The 14,551-nt window shown below is 63.8% G+C and carries 15 protein-coding genes; 5 read left to right on the top strand and 10 right to left on the bottom strand.

Annotation, left to right across the window (positions count from 1 at the left end):
• Nucleotides 1-51: 51 nt before the first annotated feature.
• Nucleotides 52-405, top strand: coding sequence for a hypothetical protein (locus NIM87_RS04225; RefSeq protein WP_254673391.1), 354 nt, complete (start codon nucleotides 52-54; stop codon nucleotides 403-405).
• A 191-nt stretch (nucleotides 406-596) separates the two neighbouring features.
• Here the strand turns inward: NIM87_RS04225 and NIM87_RS04230 are convergent, their stop codons facing one another.
• From NIM87_RS04230 to NIM87_RS04250, 5 genes are all read right to left on the bottom strand, one after another.
• A complete protein-coding gene (locus NIM87_RS04230) occupies nucleotides 597-1,514 on the bottom strand; it encodes an ABC transporter substrate-binding protein (protein ID WP_254673392.1) in 918 nt (305 codons plus the stop codon).
• A gap of 167 nt (nucleotides 1,515-1,681) precedes the next feature.
• Complete coding sequence (locus NIM87_RS04235) at nucleotides 1,682-2,170, bottom strand: chemotaxis protein CheW (RefSeq protein ID WP_254673393.1); 489 nt, start codon at nucleotides 2,168-2,170, stop codon at nucleotides 1,682-1,684.
• 173 nt (nucleotides 2,171-2,343) lie between these two features.
• Nucleotides 2,344-4,677: a chemotaxis protein CheA gene (locus NIM87_RS04240; protein WP_254673394.1), complete on the bottom strand. Its 2,334-nt coding sequence runs from the start codon at nucleotides 4,675-4,677 to the stop codon at nucleotides 2,344-2,346.
• 37 nt (nucleotides 4,678-4,714) lie between these two features.
• Complete coding sequence (locus tag NIM87_RS04245; RefSeq protein ID WP_254673395.1) at nucleotides 4,715-5,080, bottom strand: response regulator; 366 nt, start codon at nucleotides 5,078-5,080, stop codon at nucleotides 4,715-4,717.
• The gene (locus tag NIM87_RS04250) at nucleotides 5,077-5,367 is read right to left on the bottom strand and encodes an STAS domain-containing protein (protein WP_254673396.1); all 291 of its coding nucleotides are present in this window, start codon (nucleotides 5,365-5,367) and stop codon (nucleotides 5,077-5,079) included. Before NIM87_RS04250 ends, NIM87_RS04245 begins: the two co-directional genes overlap by 4 nt.
• 869 nt (nucleotides 5,368-6,236) lie before the next feature.
• Here NIM87_RS04250 and NIM87_RS04255 point away from each other — a divergent pair.
• A complete protein-coding gene (locus NIM87_RS04255; protein ID WP_254673397.1) occupies nucleotides 6,237-7,550 on the top strand; it encodes an NAD(P)H-dependent oxidoreductase in 1,314 nt (437 codons plus the stop codon).
• A gap of 22 nt (nucleotides 7,551-7,572) precedes the next feature.
• On the opposite strand, the gene NIM87_RS04260 is transcribed toward NIM87_RS04255, so the two are convergent.
• A complete protein-coding gene (locus tag NIM87_RS04260; RefSeq protein WP_254673398.1) occupies nucleotides 7,573-8,094 on the bottom strand; it encodes an HPP family protein in 522 nt (173 codons plus the stop codon).
• Between the two features lie 73 nt (nucleotides 8,095-8,167).
• Nucleotides 8,168-9,139: a zinc-binding dehydrogenase gene (locus NIM87_RS04265; RefSeq protein ID WP_254673399.1), complete on the bottom strand. Its 972-nt coding sequence runs from the start codon at nucleotides 9,137-9,139 to the stop codon at nucleotides 8,168-8,170.
• A 111-nt stretch (nucleotides 9,140-9,250) separates the two neighbouring features.
• On the opposite strand from NIM87_RS04265, the gene NIM87_RS04270 reads away from it, so the two are divergent.
• Nucleotides 9,251-10,060 carry a siderophore-interacting protein gene (locus tag NIM87_RS04270; RefSeq protein WP_254673400.1) on the top strand — a complete coding sequence of 270 codons (810 nt, stop codon included), beginning with the start codon at nucleotides 9,251-9,253 and terminating at the stop codon, nucleotides 10,058-10,060.
• Between the two features lie 370 nt (nucleotides 10,061-10,430).
• Complete coding sequence (locus tag NIM87_RS04275) at nucleotides 10,431-11,075, top strand: DUF2726 domain-containing protein (RefSeq protein WP_254673401.1); 645 nt, start codon at nucleotides 10,431-10,433, stop codon at nucleotides 11,073-11,075.
• A 1-nt stretch (nucleotide 11,076) separates the two neighbouring features.
• On the opposite strand, the gene NIM87_RS04280 is transcribed toward NIM87_RS04275, so the two are convergent.
• The 3 genes from NIM87_RS04280 to NIM87_RS04290 are packed head-to-tail and all read right to left on the bottom strand — an operon-like array spanning nucleotide 11,077 to nucleotide 13,084.
• A complete protein-coding gene (locus NIM87_RS04280; protein ID WP_254673402.1) occupies nucleotides 11,077-11,961 on the bottom strand; it encodes a carbohydrate kinase family protein in 885 nt (294 codons plus the stop codon).
• On the bottom strand, nucleotides 11,958-12,893 hold the full coding sequence (locus tag NIM87_RS04285; protein ID WP_254673403.1) for a pseudouridine-5'-phosphate glycosidase: 936 nt from the start codon (nucleotides 12,891-12,893) through the stop codon (nucleotides 11,958-11,960). The genes NIM87_RS04280 and NIM87_RS04285 overlap by 4 nt, the downstream gene beginning before the upstream one ends.
• A gap of 8 nt (nucleotides 12,894-12,901) precedes the next feature.
• Complete coding sequence (locus NIM87_RS04290) at nucleotides 12,902-13,084, bottom strand: hypothetical protein (protein ID WP_254673404.1); 183 nt, start codon at nucleotides 13,082-13,084, stop codon at nucleotides 12,902-12,904.
• A gap of 252 nt (nucleotides 13,085-13,336) precedes the next feature.
• Between NIM87_RS04290 and NIM87_RS04295 the strand changes: the two genes are divergently transcribed.
• Complete coding sequence (locus NIM87_RS04295) at nucleotides 13,337-14,419, top strand: polyamine ABC transporter substrate-binding protein (protein WP_254673405.1); 1,083 nt, start codon at nucleotides 13,337-13,339, stop codon at nucleotides 14,417-14,419.
• Nucleotides 14,420-14,551: the final 132 nt, after the last annotated feature.

The raw sequence follows: 14,551 nt of genomic DNA on the forward strand, positions 1-14,551 counted from the left end.
TTTAGAAATAGCGCTATAGGGTTGGTGGAACGGGGCTAGGAATACGCATCAATGTCACTGCAAAAACTCGCACGAGAATTGGACGAGACAGCTCGGCAGACCGCTTCCATGCTAGAAGGCATCACCGAAGCGCTTGAATTGCTTGCCGAAAAGCAGCTGGGCAAGGACCCCACGGTCCATGAAGCCGTGCAGCTCATCATCACTGCCCTGCAGGGACAGGACCGCATTGAACAGCGCTGCCAGAACATGGCCCTGGCCGTCCGCCAGTTCGCGCTCCTGCCGCCGACGGCGCCCGACAGCGTCTATGACGAAATCTGGGCCAGCCTGACGCTCGACGAATTGCGCGTCCCCGCCCTCTCCGGCATCGCCGCCCACCAGGCCCATGGCGACGCCGAACTGTTCTAATTCCCTCATCCGGTCTGTCGACACAGGCGCCTCGAGCGCCTTTTTTGCATTTTACAGAGGTACGAACCTCATAGCGCCAGTCGACGCCCGCCCGCAGGGTGTCACCCCGGCAATGGCCGGGGTGCATCCTCAGATACAGCCGACTGCTCCGGCGGCGCGGCGCCCTGCGCGCCGCCGTCTATGCGAGCCGGTCAGCGGGTTGAGGCCAGAGCGTAGATGCGTTCGATATCATCGAGGGCGAGATGGGCCGCCATGATGCCGCCGGCAGTGGCCCATACAGTGTCCGAAACCGCATGCACATGCCCAGCCTTCACAGCGGCCAGTCCCTGCCAGAGGGGCGATGCCATCCAGGTCTCGGCTTCCTGCTTGGCGCCGCCATCACCAGTTTCGTATGAGAAATGCAGCAGACGGTCGCCGTCGAGTTCGGGAATCCGCTCCAGGGTGATTGGCTCGGCCAACCCTGCCTTGTCTTGCGCCGCCGGACGGCCGAAGCCGATATCGCGCAATATCGAGCCCGAGAAGCTATCGTTGTTATAGGCATAGTTCTGGCCGGCGATGAAACGGACGAGCCCGACCTTTTCATTCACCCTGTCACCGAGCGCAGCCTTGATCGCGTCAACGCGCTGCACATAGGCGTTCAAGGCAGCCTGGCCTTCAGCCGATTTTCCCACGGCTTCGGCATAAAACGCCAGATTGTCACGCCACTGGCCGGTGACATTTTCGACATACACGCTCGGTGCAATGGCCGAAAGCTGCTCATAGATTGCCTCGTGGCGCTTCTTGTTCCCAAGAATGAGATCGGGCTGGAGCGACAGGATCACTTCGAGATTGGGCGCCAATTCCTCGCCAACCAACGTCGTCTGGGCAAGGGCCTCCGCGACATGGTCGAACCAGGGGGCGGCATTGGCGGAGCGCACCGCACCAACGGGGACAATGCCCAGCGCCAGGAGGTCCTCGGTCGCCTCGTTCGTCAGCGCCACGATGCGAACCGGTGCTTCGGGAACGCTGGTGACACCCATGACATGGGTGATATCGCGGGCCAATGCGGGGGCCGATATGGCTAGCAGCATAGGCAGGCCCAGAAACGTGAAGACACGGCGGGAAATCATGGCTATTCCATTACATGACAATTGAAGTCATGTTTGATAAATCCGAGTGACCCGACAATGTCAAGATGCCGCTGCCGGGGATCAGTGTCGCAATCGGAAAAGCCGCCCCGTAAAAGCAAAGGGCGCCTCGCGGCGCCCTCCCAAACCTAACTCTGACGAGCTCGGCCCTAGCCGTCCATCTTGGCGCCCGACACCACTGCATGCAGGTCGATCAGGCCCACCATGCGGCTGTCATGGGTGACGATGCCATTGAGCAGTTCGGTGTCGATGGAATTGCCCTCGGGCACATTGTGGATGTCGTCGCGGTTGACCGTGAGAATGTCCGAAACCGCGTCCACCAGGATGCCGACCCATTTGTCACCGACGCTCATCACCACCACGACATGGTTCTTGGTGGGCGAGGTCTGACCGTCGCCGAAACGGGCGCGCAGGTCAAAGATCGGGACGATGGTGCCGCGCAGGTTGATCACCCCGCGCACGAATTCGCGGGTATTGGGCAGCGGGGTGGCACCGTTCCAGGCGCGGATTTCGCGCACCGTGGTGATTTCCACGCCATAGGTCTGTTCGCCGATCGAAAAGGCGATCAGCTGCAATGTATTCTGTGCCGCAAGGGCCGACTTGTCGCTAACGTCGTCGCGAAGGCTCAGCGCTTCCATCTTACTCGCCTCTTCTGCTGCCCTTTCTGGGCAGCCTTTCCTCATACTAGCGCGTCAACTGACGCCAATTCCTTAACAGCGAACCGCGCTTTTTGCCTTAGGGGCGGGTTCAACAGAACTGGCCCCCTATTTGGTCCTCGGACTTGATCCGTGGACCGAAAGCGCGACCAGCCCTAGGCCGCGTTCTGGTGCAGATGCGTGGTGCGCAACCCCTGCACGTCCACGATCAGCGCCACATTGCCATCGCCCAGGATGGTACCGCCGGCGATGCCTTCGACACGCTCGAAGTTCTCTTCCAGCGACTTGATGACCACCTGCTGCTGGCCGATGATGTCGTCCACCACCAGCGCAACCTTCTGGCTGCCCTCGGTTTCGCATAACACCACGAACTGGTCGGTCTCCTGCACCTGGGTGGCAAGGCCAAAGCGCTGGCCCAGGTCGATGACCTGCACATATTCGCCCCGCACCTGCAGCACCCGGCCACCGGAGGGCACGCGCTCGAAGCTGGCGCGCGAGCACTGCATGGTTTCAACGATCGAGGAGAGCGGCACCACATAGGGGCTGTCGCCAACCTTGACCAGCATCACGTCGAGCACCGCCAGGGTCAGTGGCAGGCGCAAGGTCATGCGCGTGCCCTTGCCGGTCCAGCTGCGCACATGCACCGAGCCGCCGATTTTCTTGATGTTGGAGAGCACTACGTCCATGCCGACGCCGCGCCCGGAGATGTCGCTGACTTCGCTGGCCGTCGAAAAGCCGGGCGCAAAGATCAGCTGGTCGATCTGCTCATCGGTCGGATTGACGTCGGGCGCCACGACGCCCTTGTCGCGGGCCACCTGCAGCACACGCTCGCGGTTGATGCCGCCGCCATCGTCCTCGACGATGATCAGGATATTGCCGCCAGCCTGCTCGGCCGAAAGGCGAATGGTGCCCGTCTCGGACTTGCCGCTGGCCAGCCGCTTTTCCGGGATCTCGATACCATGGTCGGCCGAATTGCGGATCATATGGGTCAGCGGATCGCTCAATTGCTCGATCACCGTCTTGTCGATTTCGGTGTTCTCGCCAATGGTCTCGAGCTTGATCTTTTTCGATGTCTTGGTCGCCAGCTCGCGCACCAGGCGCGGCATACGCGAAAACACCGATTTGACCGGCTGGGCGCGAATGGCCATCACCGAATCCTGCAGCCCGCGCGTGGTTTGCGCCAGCACTTCCAGGCCACGCACCAGTTCGGTGTAGCGGGCGCGCAGCGTCTCATCCATCTGCTGGGTCAGCATGGACTGGGTGATCACCAGTTCGCCCACCATGTTGACGACGCGGTCCACCTTGTCGAGATCGACGCGGATCGACTGCACGCCAACGCTGCGTCCGCCGCCTTCCTCGCTCTCGCCACCACCCGCAGCCGGCGCAGCCTTGGCGACGGGCGGCTTGGGCGCCGGGGGCGGGGCCGCCGGCATGATCTCTTCGGCCAGCGCTGCAAAGCTCAGCACCGGAGCTTCTTCAAAACTGTCCTGGGCACCAACCGGGCCGGCCGGCGGCTCGGGGATAAAGTCGGCCAGCGGCGCCACCGGCTCCTGCGGATTGGCCACTTCCTCTTCGGTCAGCGCCAGAAGGCTCGAAAGGTCCGGCTCGGCGTCCGCAACAGCCGGGGCCGGCGCTTCGGAAATGTCAAAACCAATGTCGGCAAGGCTGGGCACCATGCCGGCCTGGGCAATAATGATATCGCAGTCGCCATCGACGAACTCGAACACTTCGCGGATCGAGACTTCGCTAAGGCCCGGCGACACCAGGGTGATTTCCCAGGAGCAATAGACGGCAAAGGGCTCGAAATCGGAAAGCGGGGGCACATCGCCCAGAACGGCGCGCACACTCATCGTGCCCAGCGCCGCCAGCTCGCGGAACAGCAGCAGCGGGTCATTGGCCCGGGCGTAGAGGGCGCGATGCGGGGTGAAGCGGATTTCCCACTGGCCCTCGGCAGCCGCCATCGGGGCGCTTTCGAACACGTCTTCCACCGGCGCTTCGCCCTCTGCCATCGAGCCGCCCAGATTGACCATGACCGGGGTGAAGTCGATGTCGAAATCATCCATCATTTCGCCGTCGGCATCGGCGTCGTCATCGCCACCGGTCTCACCGCGGGCCAGGGCGTCAAAACGCGCCTTCTCTTCGGCGCCGTAATCGACAGGCAGGGCCTCGCCCGACTGGGCCGCATTGACGTGATCAGCGACGATGTCATTGGCCCGGATGCACAGGACCACCACGTCGTCGGTCAGTTCGACCCGGCCATCACGCACATAGTCGAGCAGGGTTTCATAGGCATGGGCAAAGCCCACCAGCGCTGAAAAGCCGAAGGCCCCGGCGCCACCCTTGATCGAGTGGATGGCACGGAACACCGCATTGAGCCGGTCGGCGCCACGCTCGCCCTCCTCGATGACGGCAAACTGCTCCTCCAGCTCGGTCAGAAGCTCGGAGCATTCGTCGAAATAGGTGGCCTTGAAGTCGTCGAGATCGCTCATGCTTAGGCTTCCAACCCTTCTGGGTCTGCTTTGGGTTTTAGTGAACGACGCGGTGGATGACCGAGATCAGCTTTTCCGGGTCAAAAGGCTTGACGATCCAGCCGGTGCCGCCGGCGGCCTTGCCCTGGTCGCGCTTGTCCTGGCTGGTTTCGGTGGTGAGGATCAGGATGGGCAGCGAATTGTGCTGTCCGGTGGCCCGGACATTCTTGATGAACTCGATGCCATCCATCACCGGCATGTTGATGTCGGTAATCACGACATCCACGTCCTGTGCCTTGAGCATGTCCAGGCCCTGCTTGCCGTCCTCGGCCTGCAGCACCTCAAATCCGGCATTGCTCAGCGTATGGTGCAGCATGGCCAGAATGGTCCGCGAATCATCGACTGTGAGTACGCGCAGCGTCATAGTTTCATCATCCCCGAAAACTGGGCGGAAAGGCCCAGTCGCTCGATCGCGGCACTCATGGCCGCGCTCGGCGATTCAATGGTAAAATCAAAATGGTGGCGCCGGGCGGTCTCGGCGGCGCTCAGCAACAGCAGGAGCGCATTGGTGGACACCCGCTCCACGGCGCCGGCCTCGACCGTCACCGCCCCGTCTTCGAGCGCGTCGATCAACTGGTCGCGGATGCCATCGATCGCGTCGAGGTCGCTGACCTCAGGCAAGGCGACCGTCTGCTTGGTTTGCTTGGCCATGTTCGTAAGGGAGCCCCCCGGGAGTCTTCTCCAAGGGGCATATTCGGCGCGAACGGTTTAAGAAGTGCTAACTATGAAGCGTCCCATCGGGGCCGGGCGCGCCAGTGGCGCGACCGGAGCGAAATAGGCCATGAGAGCTACGCTCGAATGGCTGGGCCGCCAGAACGGGGCCAAGCGCCCCAGTGGGGCGATTGGAGGCACATAGGCCCGAAGACTTCGCCGGCGAGCCGCTGGACCCGCGGCTCCGGTGGAGCCGATTGAGCCACGAAGGCCAGGCGAGCTACGCTCGCAGGGCTGGGCCGCCAGACCGGGGCCAGGCGCCCCAGTGGGGCGATTGGAGGCACATAGGCCCGAAGACTTCGCCGGCGATCCGCAGGACAAGCGGCTCCGGTGGAGCCGATTGAGCCAAGAAGGCCATGAGAGCTACGCTCGCAGGGCTGGGCCGCCAGAACGGGGCCAGGCGCCCCAGTGGGGCGATTGGAGGCACATAGGCCCGAAGACTTCGCCGGCGATCCGCAGGACAAGCGGCTCCGGTGGAGCCGATTGAGCCAAGAAGGCCATGAGAGCTACGCTCGCAGGGCTGGGCCGCCAGAACGGGGCCAGGCGCCCCAGTGGGGCGATTGGAGGCACATAGGCCCGAAGACTTCGCCGGCGATCCGCAGGACAAGCGGCTCCTGTGGAGCCGGTTGAGCCAAGAAGGCCATGAGAGCTACGTTCGAATGGCGGCTCGCAGGGCTGGGCCATAATCGGGGCCGGGCGCGCCGGTGGCCGCACGAATGGCAGGGCGCCGACAAATCGAACTTCCGAGAAATCCTTGCCCCCAACGGCCAGCGGCGGTATCGCATGCCCATCAGCGAACTGGACCCGCCATGCCCACCAGAATTGCCCTCACCGGCCTTGCCCGCGACCTCGCCCAACGTGCCGAACAAGGCAAGACCATTCGCGTGGGCGTCATCGGCTCGGGCGAGATGGGCACTGATCTGGTCACCCAGATGAGCCTGATGACCGGCATTGAAATGGCGGCCATTGCCACGCGCCGGCCCCATACCGCGCTCGATGCCATGACCATTGCCTATGGCGAGGATTCCATGGGCAGGGTCGTCGACACGCCCAGCGCCGCCACCGCCGCCATCGAAGCGGGCAAGATCGCCATCACCTCGGCCGAAACCCTGGTCACCACCCCCAATATCGACGTCGTCATCGACGCCACCGGCAAGCCGGGCGTCGCGGCCGACTATGACCTCATGGCCATGGAACACGGCAAGCATCTGGTGATGATGAATGTCGAGGCCGACGTCACCATCGGCCCCTATTTGAAGGCCCAGGCCGACCGCCTCGGCGTCGTCTATTCGGTCGGCGCCGGCGACGAACCCAGCTCATGCATGGAGCTGATCGAATTTGTCTCCGCCCTCGGCCTCGACATCGTCGCCGCCGGCAAGGGCAAGAACAATCCGCTCAAGCACGACGCCGTGCCCGACGATTATCGGGAAGAGGCAACCCGCCGCAACATGAACCCGCGCATGCTGGTCGAGTTCGTCGACGGGTCGAAAACCGCCGTCGAAATGACCGCCATTGCCAATGCCACGGGCCTCCTGCCCGACGTGCCCGGCATGCACGGCCCGGCCGCCCATCGCGACGACATGGCCAAGGTGCTCATTCCCAAGGCCGATGGCGGCATTCTCAATTCCTCGGGCGTCGTCGACTTCACCGTGGGCAAGGGCGTCGCGCCCGGCGTTTTCGTCATCGTCAAGGCCACCCATCCGCGCATCATCGAGCGCATGGATGATCTTCATATCGGCCATGGGCCCTATTACGGCTTCTTCCGCCCCTATCACCTGACGAGCCTTGAAGTGCCGCTCACCTGCGCCCGCATCATGCTCACCGGCAGGCCCGACATGGTGCCACTACCCCGCCCGGTGGCCGAGGTCTGCGCCGTCGCCAAGCGCGACCTCAAGCCCGGCGAAGCGCTCGATGCCATCGGCGAAACCTGCTACCGCTCCTACGCCATGACCGTCACCGACGCCCGCGCTGCCGGCGCCTGGCCCGTGGGCCTCCTCGAAGGCGGCAAGGTCACCGCTGCGATCAAGAAGGGCGAACTGCTCACCCGCGCCAATGCCCTGCCCGATGTCACCACCCGGCTCTTTGCGCTACGGCAGGAGCAGGACAAAATGCTCGGGTATTGAACCACCAACAATCCCCCGCCCCTCACTCCTTCTCGATTTCCTCGGCCAGCGGCAGCGGATAGCGGCGGCGCGGCGGCAGGCGGTGAATGACCATGCCCAGCACCACCAGCAGCGTGCAGGCCAGCAGCAGCACCAAAAAGAGCGTCAACCCATCCACCTTCGCACCATAGGCGAGCAGTGGCACCGCTGCTGCGGGCGGATGGGTCACCCGCAACACCAGCATGATGAGCATGACCAGGCCCACGCACAGCGTCGCCAGCCACCACGGCTCGGGCACCACCGACATGGCCAGCACCGCCAGCACGCTGCCGATGAAATAGCCGGCGAAAATGTTGATCGGCTGCGCATTGGGGGAGTCGGGCTGGCCAAAGATCACCAGCGCAGTCGGCCCCAGTGGCGCCAGCAGCAAGGGCAGCCCCGTCACCGCCGACAAGTAACCGATCAGCGTCACCGCCGCGCCGGTCGCGGCCGCCGATTTGGCGTGGACCCGCCAATCGTGGCGCGGTTCGTGCCGGGCGATAAAGCGCGCTATCAGCTTGTGCATGGCAAGGCCTGACGAAAAAGGGTCCGCCCATATAGGCAGACCCTGGAGCATCTGACAGCCTGTCGGCCCGAATTTATCGGCCGCGCAGGGCGATCTTGCCATTGCGGCCGGGCGCATCGCTGGCCGCAACCGCCTGCGCCACATCCGCCAGATCATAGCTGGCCTCAATCGGCATCTTGAGCCTGCCGGCGGCAGCGTCGGCAATCAGCTCCCCAAGCAATTGGCCGATCCGCTCCGGCCTGACCGGCGGATTGGCACCCCAGAACCCCTTGATGGTCATTCCGCGGAACAACAGGTCGCCCGCCGGGATTTTGAGAGGTCGTCCGGTCATGGCGCCAAAGCTGATCAGCTCGGCCCCATCGGCAAGGATGCTGAGGAGTTGAGTGGCGCCGTCCCCGCCCAGCGATTCGATCCCGCGCACAATCGGCGCGCCGCCGGTCACCGCGCGCACCGTGTCCTGCCAACCCTCGCCGTCTGTCGCAACGACATTGGCAAAGCCCAGCTCCGCCATTTCAGCGACGGCCTCGGCGCGGCGCACCAGGCCCAGCACATTGATGCCGAGGTCGGCGCCATATTGCGCCACCAGCCGGCCCACCGCCCCATTGGCCGCATTGAGGGCAATCCACTGCCCGGCCGTAACCCCGAGCGTATCAAGCAGCATCTTGGCGCTCAGCGGCATGGATACCAGTTGGCACGCCGTGGCGTCATCCACGCTCTCGGGCACTGGCACGAGCCGCCGGGCGTCCGCGAGATAGTAATCGGCCCAGGTGTCCTGCGCCCCGCCGGCGACGCGCTGCCCGATCTGGAGATGGCTGACACCCTCGCCCAATGCCTCCACCACGCCCACCGCCTCGGTGCCCGCACCGGCCGGCAGCGTCGGCTTGAACCCATATTGGCCCGCAATCGTCATCAGGTCGTGATTGTGTATGGGCGAGAGCACCATGCGCACCAGCACCTGGCCTGCACCCGGCTGCGGCCGCTCTGCCTGTTGGGTGGACAGAACTTTTTCCGGTGTGCCGAACTGTGAATATACCGCGCGCTGCATGCCAGTCTCCATTGTCATTGAGCCGCAGAGATAGGGTGATTGACGCATAGGTCAAGCTTGCAATCGCCACCGCGCGCCGATAATACCTGATTACGCTAATCAGGATTAACCATGACCGAAACCGCAAATGATCCCCGCGCCATCCAGCGCCAGCGCTACGACACCCGGATGCGCCTGCTCACGGTTATCGGCATTACCGACATCACCCCCCTGATGCGCCGCATCCGTCTTGATGGGGACATGGAGGGCTTTGCCTCGCTCGGCCATGCCGACCACATCAAGGCATTTTTCTTTGCCCCAGGGGTGACGCCCGAGCTGCCGCCCATCGGACCCAATGGCGCAGAGTTCAAGCCCGGCACCCGCCCCGAAATGCGTGACTATACCCCGCGCTACTGGAGCGTTGAGGAAGGCTGGATCGACCTCGATTTCGTGCTGCATGGCGATGGCCCCGCCTCGGGCTGGGCCGCCTCAGCCAGTCTTGGCAGCACCCTCGTCATCGGCGGCCCGCGCGGCTCGCAAATCGTGTCCATGGCCTTTGACTGGTACCTGCTGGCCGGCGACGAAACTGCCCTGCCCGCCATCGGCCGCCGCATCGAAGAACTGCCCGCCAGCGCTCCGGTCCTTGCTGTCATCGAAGTCGAGAACGCGGCTGAGGAGCAGGCTTTCGAGACCAGCGCCGACCTCACGCTCATCTATGTCCACCGCAATGGCGCCGCCCCCGGCACCACCAGCCTCGTGCTCGACGCCATCGCCGCGACTGCCTTCCCGTCCGGCGACGCCTATGCCTATGTCGCCGGCGAAGTGAACATGTCCCGCGCCGTAAAGGCCCACCTTCTCGACCAGCGCGGCTTCAACCCCCAATGGGTCAAGGCCGCCGGCTACTGGCATGTCGGCGTCCCCGATGCCCACGAGGATCACTGACTTCGAGGCGGCGGCGCAGCCGCAAAATCCTTCCAGTGGAAGGATTTTAGCGGAGAAGGCCATGAGAGCTATGCTCGAATGGCAAGCCGTGCCCTTGGGGCAAATTCGCTCCAGTGGAGCGAATTTAGGCGAGAAGGCCACGAGAGCTATGCTCGCGTGGCGAGGCGGCGGCGACGAAGCCGCCAAATCCTCCCCAATGGAGGATTTTAGCCGAGACGGCCATGAGAGTGTGCTCGTATGGCGGAGCGGTCCAGGCCGCCTGACGCCCATGGATATCCTTAACAGAGTGCGCAAAATCGCACTGATTGACAGTCCTGGCTGTTAATCCCCATGCTTCATCATCCGCGCTCGGCACGAGATGGAGGGGTGGGTGGAAATTCTGTTTCTGCTGCTGGCCGCAGCGGCGCTTTATGCGGCATTTGGATCGGGCCGTCTGCCACGGCCGTTCAGGTCCTTGGGTCGGCGCAGACCCTATTCAGGTCCGAAGCGATCAAGCCCCACACCCCTGAACGCCTACCCGCGCGTGGTCCCGAAATCCACGCCCGTGCTCGATTCGTCTGACCAATTGCGCGTCGTCATGGGCGCCGCCTTTGAGAAAACCCGGTTGATGTCGCGCCCCGAATATGACGTCTTTCGCGTTGTCGAGACGCATTTGCGGCGTTGTGGCCCCGGTTATCGCCTTATGGCGCAGACCAGCATGGGTGAGTTTATCCGGTCCGCCGACCCTTCGGCCCATAGTTCGATCAACTCCAAGCGCGTCGACATGCTGATCATCGACACGTTCGGTTTTGCGGTCGTCGCCATCGAGCATCAAGGCAGCGGTCACTATCAGAACGACGCCGCCGCCCGCGATGCGGTCAAGCGGGAGGCGCTGCGACGGGCCGGGATCGAGTATCTGGAAATATTCCAGCACCATCAGCCTGAAGAAATTTGCGCTCTGGTCTCTGGCGCCATTGAGCGCAGCAAGCCACCGGCGGCAGCCCCAATCCCTTTTCCCCAGACGGGTCGCACCTGACCTACTGCGGTTGCCCGCCCACCGCCTGCACCGCCCGCGCGCCCTCGGCAATCCCCGCCTCGAGACAGGCTGCATGCGTCTGGCCGCGCAGCATGGCGGCGACGAACCCTGCGGCAAAGGCATCGCCTGCCCCGGTCGTATCGACCACATCGACAATAGGCGCCGGTCGGCTTTGCGACATGCCATCGCGCCCGCCGAGCGCCGCGCCGAACCGGCCGCGCTTGATCACCACATGGGTGAACTGCTCGCCCAGCATCTGCATCTGCATCTCGAAATCGGCTTCGCCCGTCAGCAGTTCGGCCTCGCCTTGATTGGCAAACAGCCAGTCGGCCTTGCCCACCCAGTCGCGGAACACCTGCGGCCCCACCTCGGCCAGAAAACCCGTTGAGGCCGGGTCGATGGCAATGGCCACGCCCCGGCTACGCGCCGCTTCAAGCAGGATTTGCACCGCGTGGCGCGGCCCCGGCGCGAAAAAGCTGTAGCCCGAGATCAGCACCAGCCCGACGCCATCGAGCAGGTCTTCGGGCAGGTCCTGGGGCGAGAGATTAAGATTGGCGCCCCGGTCGGTGAGAAAGCTGCGCTCGCCGCCCGGATCAAGAATGGTCACCAGCACGCCGGAGGGCAGGTCCTTGTCGCCCGCCAGCGCCGGCACGACGCCCAGCCCGCGGAAATAGTTCTCATACATGGACCGCTCGGCGGCCCCGACCCGCGCCGCAAACAGCACGTCGGCGCCCGCCGCGCCCAGCCACACCGCCTGGTTGGCCCCCGACCCGCCCGGCCGGTTACGGATTTCGGCGCGCCGGTCCGAACCGGGCACGATCGGGCCCTCGGGCCGCACGATGATGTCGGTCATCACATCGCCGACCACCAGGACCCGAGCACTCATGCGGGGCGCGACGCCAGCTGTGCCGAGAGCGCCACGGCGATCTGGGCCGCGACCTTGGCATTGTTCTTGACCAGCGCAATGTTGGATTCCAGCGACTTGCCGCCGGTCAATTCAAAGATGCGCTGCAACAGGAACGGCGTCGTCGCCTTGCCCTTGATCCCCTGCGCCTCAGCGTCGTTGAGCGCCTGGGCGATGAAACCCTCGATGGCCGAAGCCTCCCAGGCATCGGCTTCCGGGATCGGATTGGCGATCAGCACGCCGCCCATATGCAGATCGGACTGGATCGCCAGCATCCGGGCCACATCCGCGGGCGTATCGAAACGCTGATCCACCTTGTGCCCGCTGGTCCGCGCCCAGAAGGCCGGAAAATCCTCAGTGCCGAATCCGAGCACCGGCACGCCATTGGTTTCGAGCACTTCTAGCGTCTTGGCAATGTCGAGGATCGACTTGGCCCCGGCGCAGATCACCGCCACCGGCGTGCGGCCCAGCTCTTCGAGGTCCGCTGAAATGTCAAAGCTCTGCTCGGCGCCGCGGTGCACGCCACCAATGCCGCCCGTGGCAAAGATGCGGATGCCGGCCAGCGCCGCAATCTGCATGGTGGTGGCAACCGTTGTGCCGGCCATGACGCCCTGGGCCAAAAGGCTCGCCATGTCGCGCCGGCTGGCCTTGGCGGCCGCATGCCCTTCCACGGCCAGGCGTTCGAGGTCTTCTCCCGAAACCCCCACGCACAGCCGCCCGTCCATGATGGCAATGGTCGCTGGCACCGCCCCATGCGCCCGCACCACGTCCTCGACCTCGCGCGCCATGGCCAGGTTCTGCGGATAGGGCATGCCATGGGTGATGATGGTCGATTCCAGCGCCACCACCGGCTTGCCGGCCGCCAGCGCCGCCTTTACCTCGCCCGAGATCGATAGATAGGCCCTTGCGCTCATTTTCCGCGTCACTCCGAAACCGTCTGTGGCCGCCCCTGGGCAGCCGGATTGCCCGGGGTTGTGCGCTGCCGCACGGGGCCGGTCAAGCCCCGCAAATTCTTGCGCAAATCCGCCTTGTCGCCCCCGATCTTTGTCGATAATTTGACTTTTGCAAGAGAGGGAAAGGACAGTTCGCTGACCAGGTCCAGCATTGATGGCGCTGCTTTGGCGCCTCGATACGCGCCCGAACACGGGCTGATCGCAGCGGCTTGTTCCGACGCCTCCGGGTGTCGCCTCGACACGCATCCAGGCACAGTGATTTTGATATTTCCGGGTTCTCGAAGATGAGGCCCCGGGGTTGAGCCGCGGCTCCTTCCGCGAAAATGCGCGACCTGTCGCGTCAAACCGGCTGTCCATGTGGACGCCACTCGCCTCCACCACGGTCCCCACAGGAGACTAAGTCCATGAAAAAGACCCTCGCCATCGCCTTTGGCGCTCTCTTGGTCGCCAACCCTGCGCTCGCGCAGGAAGAGCCGGTGCTCAACATCTACAATTGGTCGGACTATATTGCCGAAGACACCATCGCCAATTTCGAGGCGGAAACCGGCATCAAGGTCAATTACGACGTCTATGACAACAATGAGATCGTCGACGCCAAGCTCCTGGCCGGAAACTCGGGCTATGACATCGTCGTGCCCTCGGGCAATTTCCTCGAGCGCCAGATTCAGGCCGGCCTGATCCTGCCGCTCGACAAGTCCAAGCTGACCAATCTGGGCAATCTCGATCCCGCCGTCATGGCCACCGCCGCCGAGCAGGACCCCGACAACGGCCATGCCGTGCCCTATATGATCAACACCATCGGCCTGGGTTACAATGTCGCCAAGGTCACCGAGGCCCTGGGCCCCGATGCGGACCTTGAAAGCTGGGACCTGCTGTTCAAGCCCGAAGTCGTTGAAAAGCTGGCCGGCTGCGGCGTGACCGTACTCGACAGCCCCTCCGAAGTGATGGGCATTGCCCTCCACTATCTCGGCCTCGACCCCAATTCGGAAAACGAAGAGGACCTGGCCAAGGCCGAGGAACTGATGAATTCCATCAAGCCCTCGCTGCGCTACTACCATTCCTCCCAGTACATCGATGACCTGGGCAATGGCGAAGTCTGCCTGTCGCTGGGCTATTCGGGCGATATCTTCATCGCCTCCGACAGCGCCGCCGAAGGCGTCGAGATCACCTATCTGATCCCCAAGGAAGGCGCTGCGACCCTCTTCGACTTCCTGGCCATTCCCGCCGATGCACCCCATCCGGGCAATGCCCACACCTTCATCAACTACATCCTCGAGCCCGAAGTGGTGGCGGCGATCACCAATTATGTGTTCTACGCCAACCCCAACCTGCCGGCGCTCGAATTTGTCGATGAGGAAGTCAAATCCAACCCCGGCATCTACCCGCCGGCCGAGACCATCTCCAAGGCTTTCGTGATGAAGGCGCATTCGCCTGAATTCGAGGAAGTCCTCACCCGCACCTGGACCCGCATCAAGACCGGCCAGTAACATCACCCTGAACAAGGGGCGGCACCGATCGCCCCTTGTTTCCATCGGACTCTCCGGTGGCGCGTTTGGAAAGTCGCTCAGGTGAGTCAGCTGCCGCGATTTTCGAGAACCGGAGCGCCGCGTACCTTTGGT

Source organism: Devosia ureilytica, from assembly GCF_024273195.1.
Classification (GTDB): Bacteria; Pseudomonadota; Alphaproteobacteria; order Rhizobiales; family Devosiaceae; genus Devosia; species Devosia ureilytica.

What these genes read in the sequence shown, in the direction of transcription:
- NIM87_RS04225 (WP_254673391.1), top strand. Translation starts at nt 52, where the DNA reads ATGTCACTGCAAAAACTCGCACGAGAATTGGACGAGACAGCTCGGCAG.
- NIM87_RS04230 (WP_254673392.1), bottom strand. Translation starts at nt 1,514, where the DNA reads ATGATTTCCCGCCGTGTCTTCACGTTTCTGGGCCTGCCTATGCTGCTA.
- NIM87_RS04235 (WP_254673393.1), bottom strand. Translation starts at nt 2,170, where the DNA reads ATGGAAGCGCTGAGCCTTCGCGACGACGTTAGCGACAAGTCGGCCCTT.
- NIM87_RS04240 (WP_254673394.1), bottom strand. Translation starts at nt 4,677, where the DNA reads ATGAGCGATCTCGACGACTTCAAGGCCACCTATTTCGACGAATGCTCC.
- NIM87_RS04245 (WP_254673395.1), bottom strand. Translation starts at nt 5,080, where the DNA reads ATGACGCTGCGCGTACTCACAGTCGATGATTCGCGGACCATTCTGGCC.
- NIM87_RS04250 (WP_254673396.1), bottom strand. Translation starts at nt 5,367, where the DNA reads ATGGCCAAGCAAACCAAGCAGACGGTCGCCTTGCCTGAGGTCAGCGAC.
- NIM87_RS04255 (WP_254673397.1), top strand. Translation starts at nt 6,237, where the DNA reads ATGCCCACCAGAATTGCCCTCACCGGCCTTGCCCGCGACCTCGCCCAA.
- NIM87_RS04260 (WP_254673398.1), bottom strand. Translation starts at nt 8,094, where the DNA reads ATGCACAAGCTGATAGCGCGCTTTATCGCCCGGCACGAACCGCGCCAC.
- NIM87_RS04265 (WP_254673399.1), bottom strand. Translation starts at nt 9,139, where the DNA reads ATGCAGCGCGCGGTATATTCACAGTTCGGCACACCGGAAAAAGTTCTG.
- NIM87_RS04270 (WP_254673400.1), top strand. Translation starts at nt 9,251, where the DNA reads ATGACCGAAACCGCAAATGATCCCCGCGCCATCCAGCGCCAGCGCTAC.
- NIM87_RS04280 (WP_254673402.1), bottom strand. Translation starts at nt 11,961, where the DNA reads ATGAGTGCTCGGGTCCTGGTGGTCGGCGATGTGATGACCGACATCATC.
- NIM87_RS04285 (WP_254673403.1), bottom strand. Translation starts at nt 12,893, where the DNA reads ATGAGCGCAAGGGCCTATCTATCGATCTCGGGCGAGGTAAAGGCGGCG.
- NIM87_RS04290 (WP_254673404.1), bottom strand. Translation starts at nt 13,084, where the DNA reads ATGCTGGACCTGGTCAGCGAACTGTCCTTTCCCTCTCTTGCAAAAGTC.
- NIM87_RS04295 (WP_254673405.1), top strand. Translation starts at nt 13,337, where the DNA reads ATGAAAAAGACCCTCGCCATCGCCTTTGGCGCTCTCTTGGTCGCCAAC.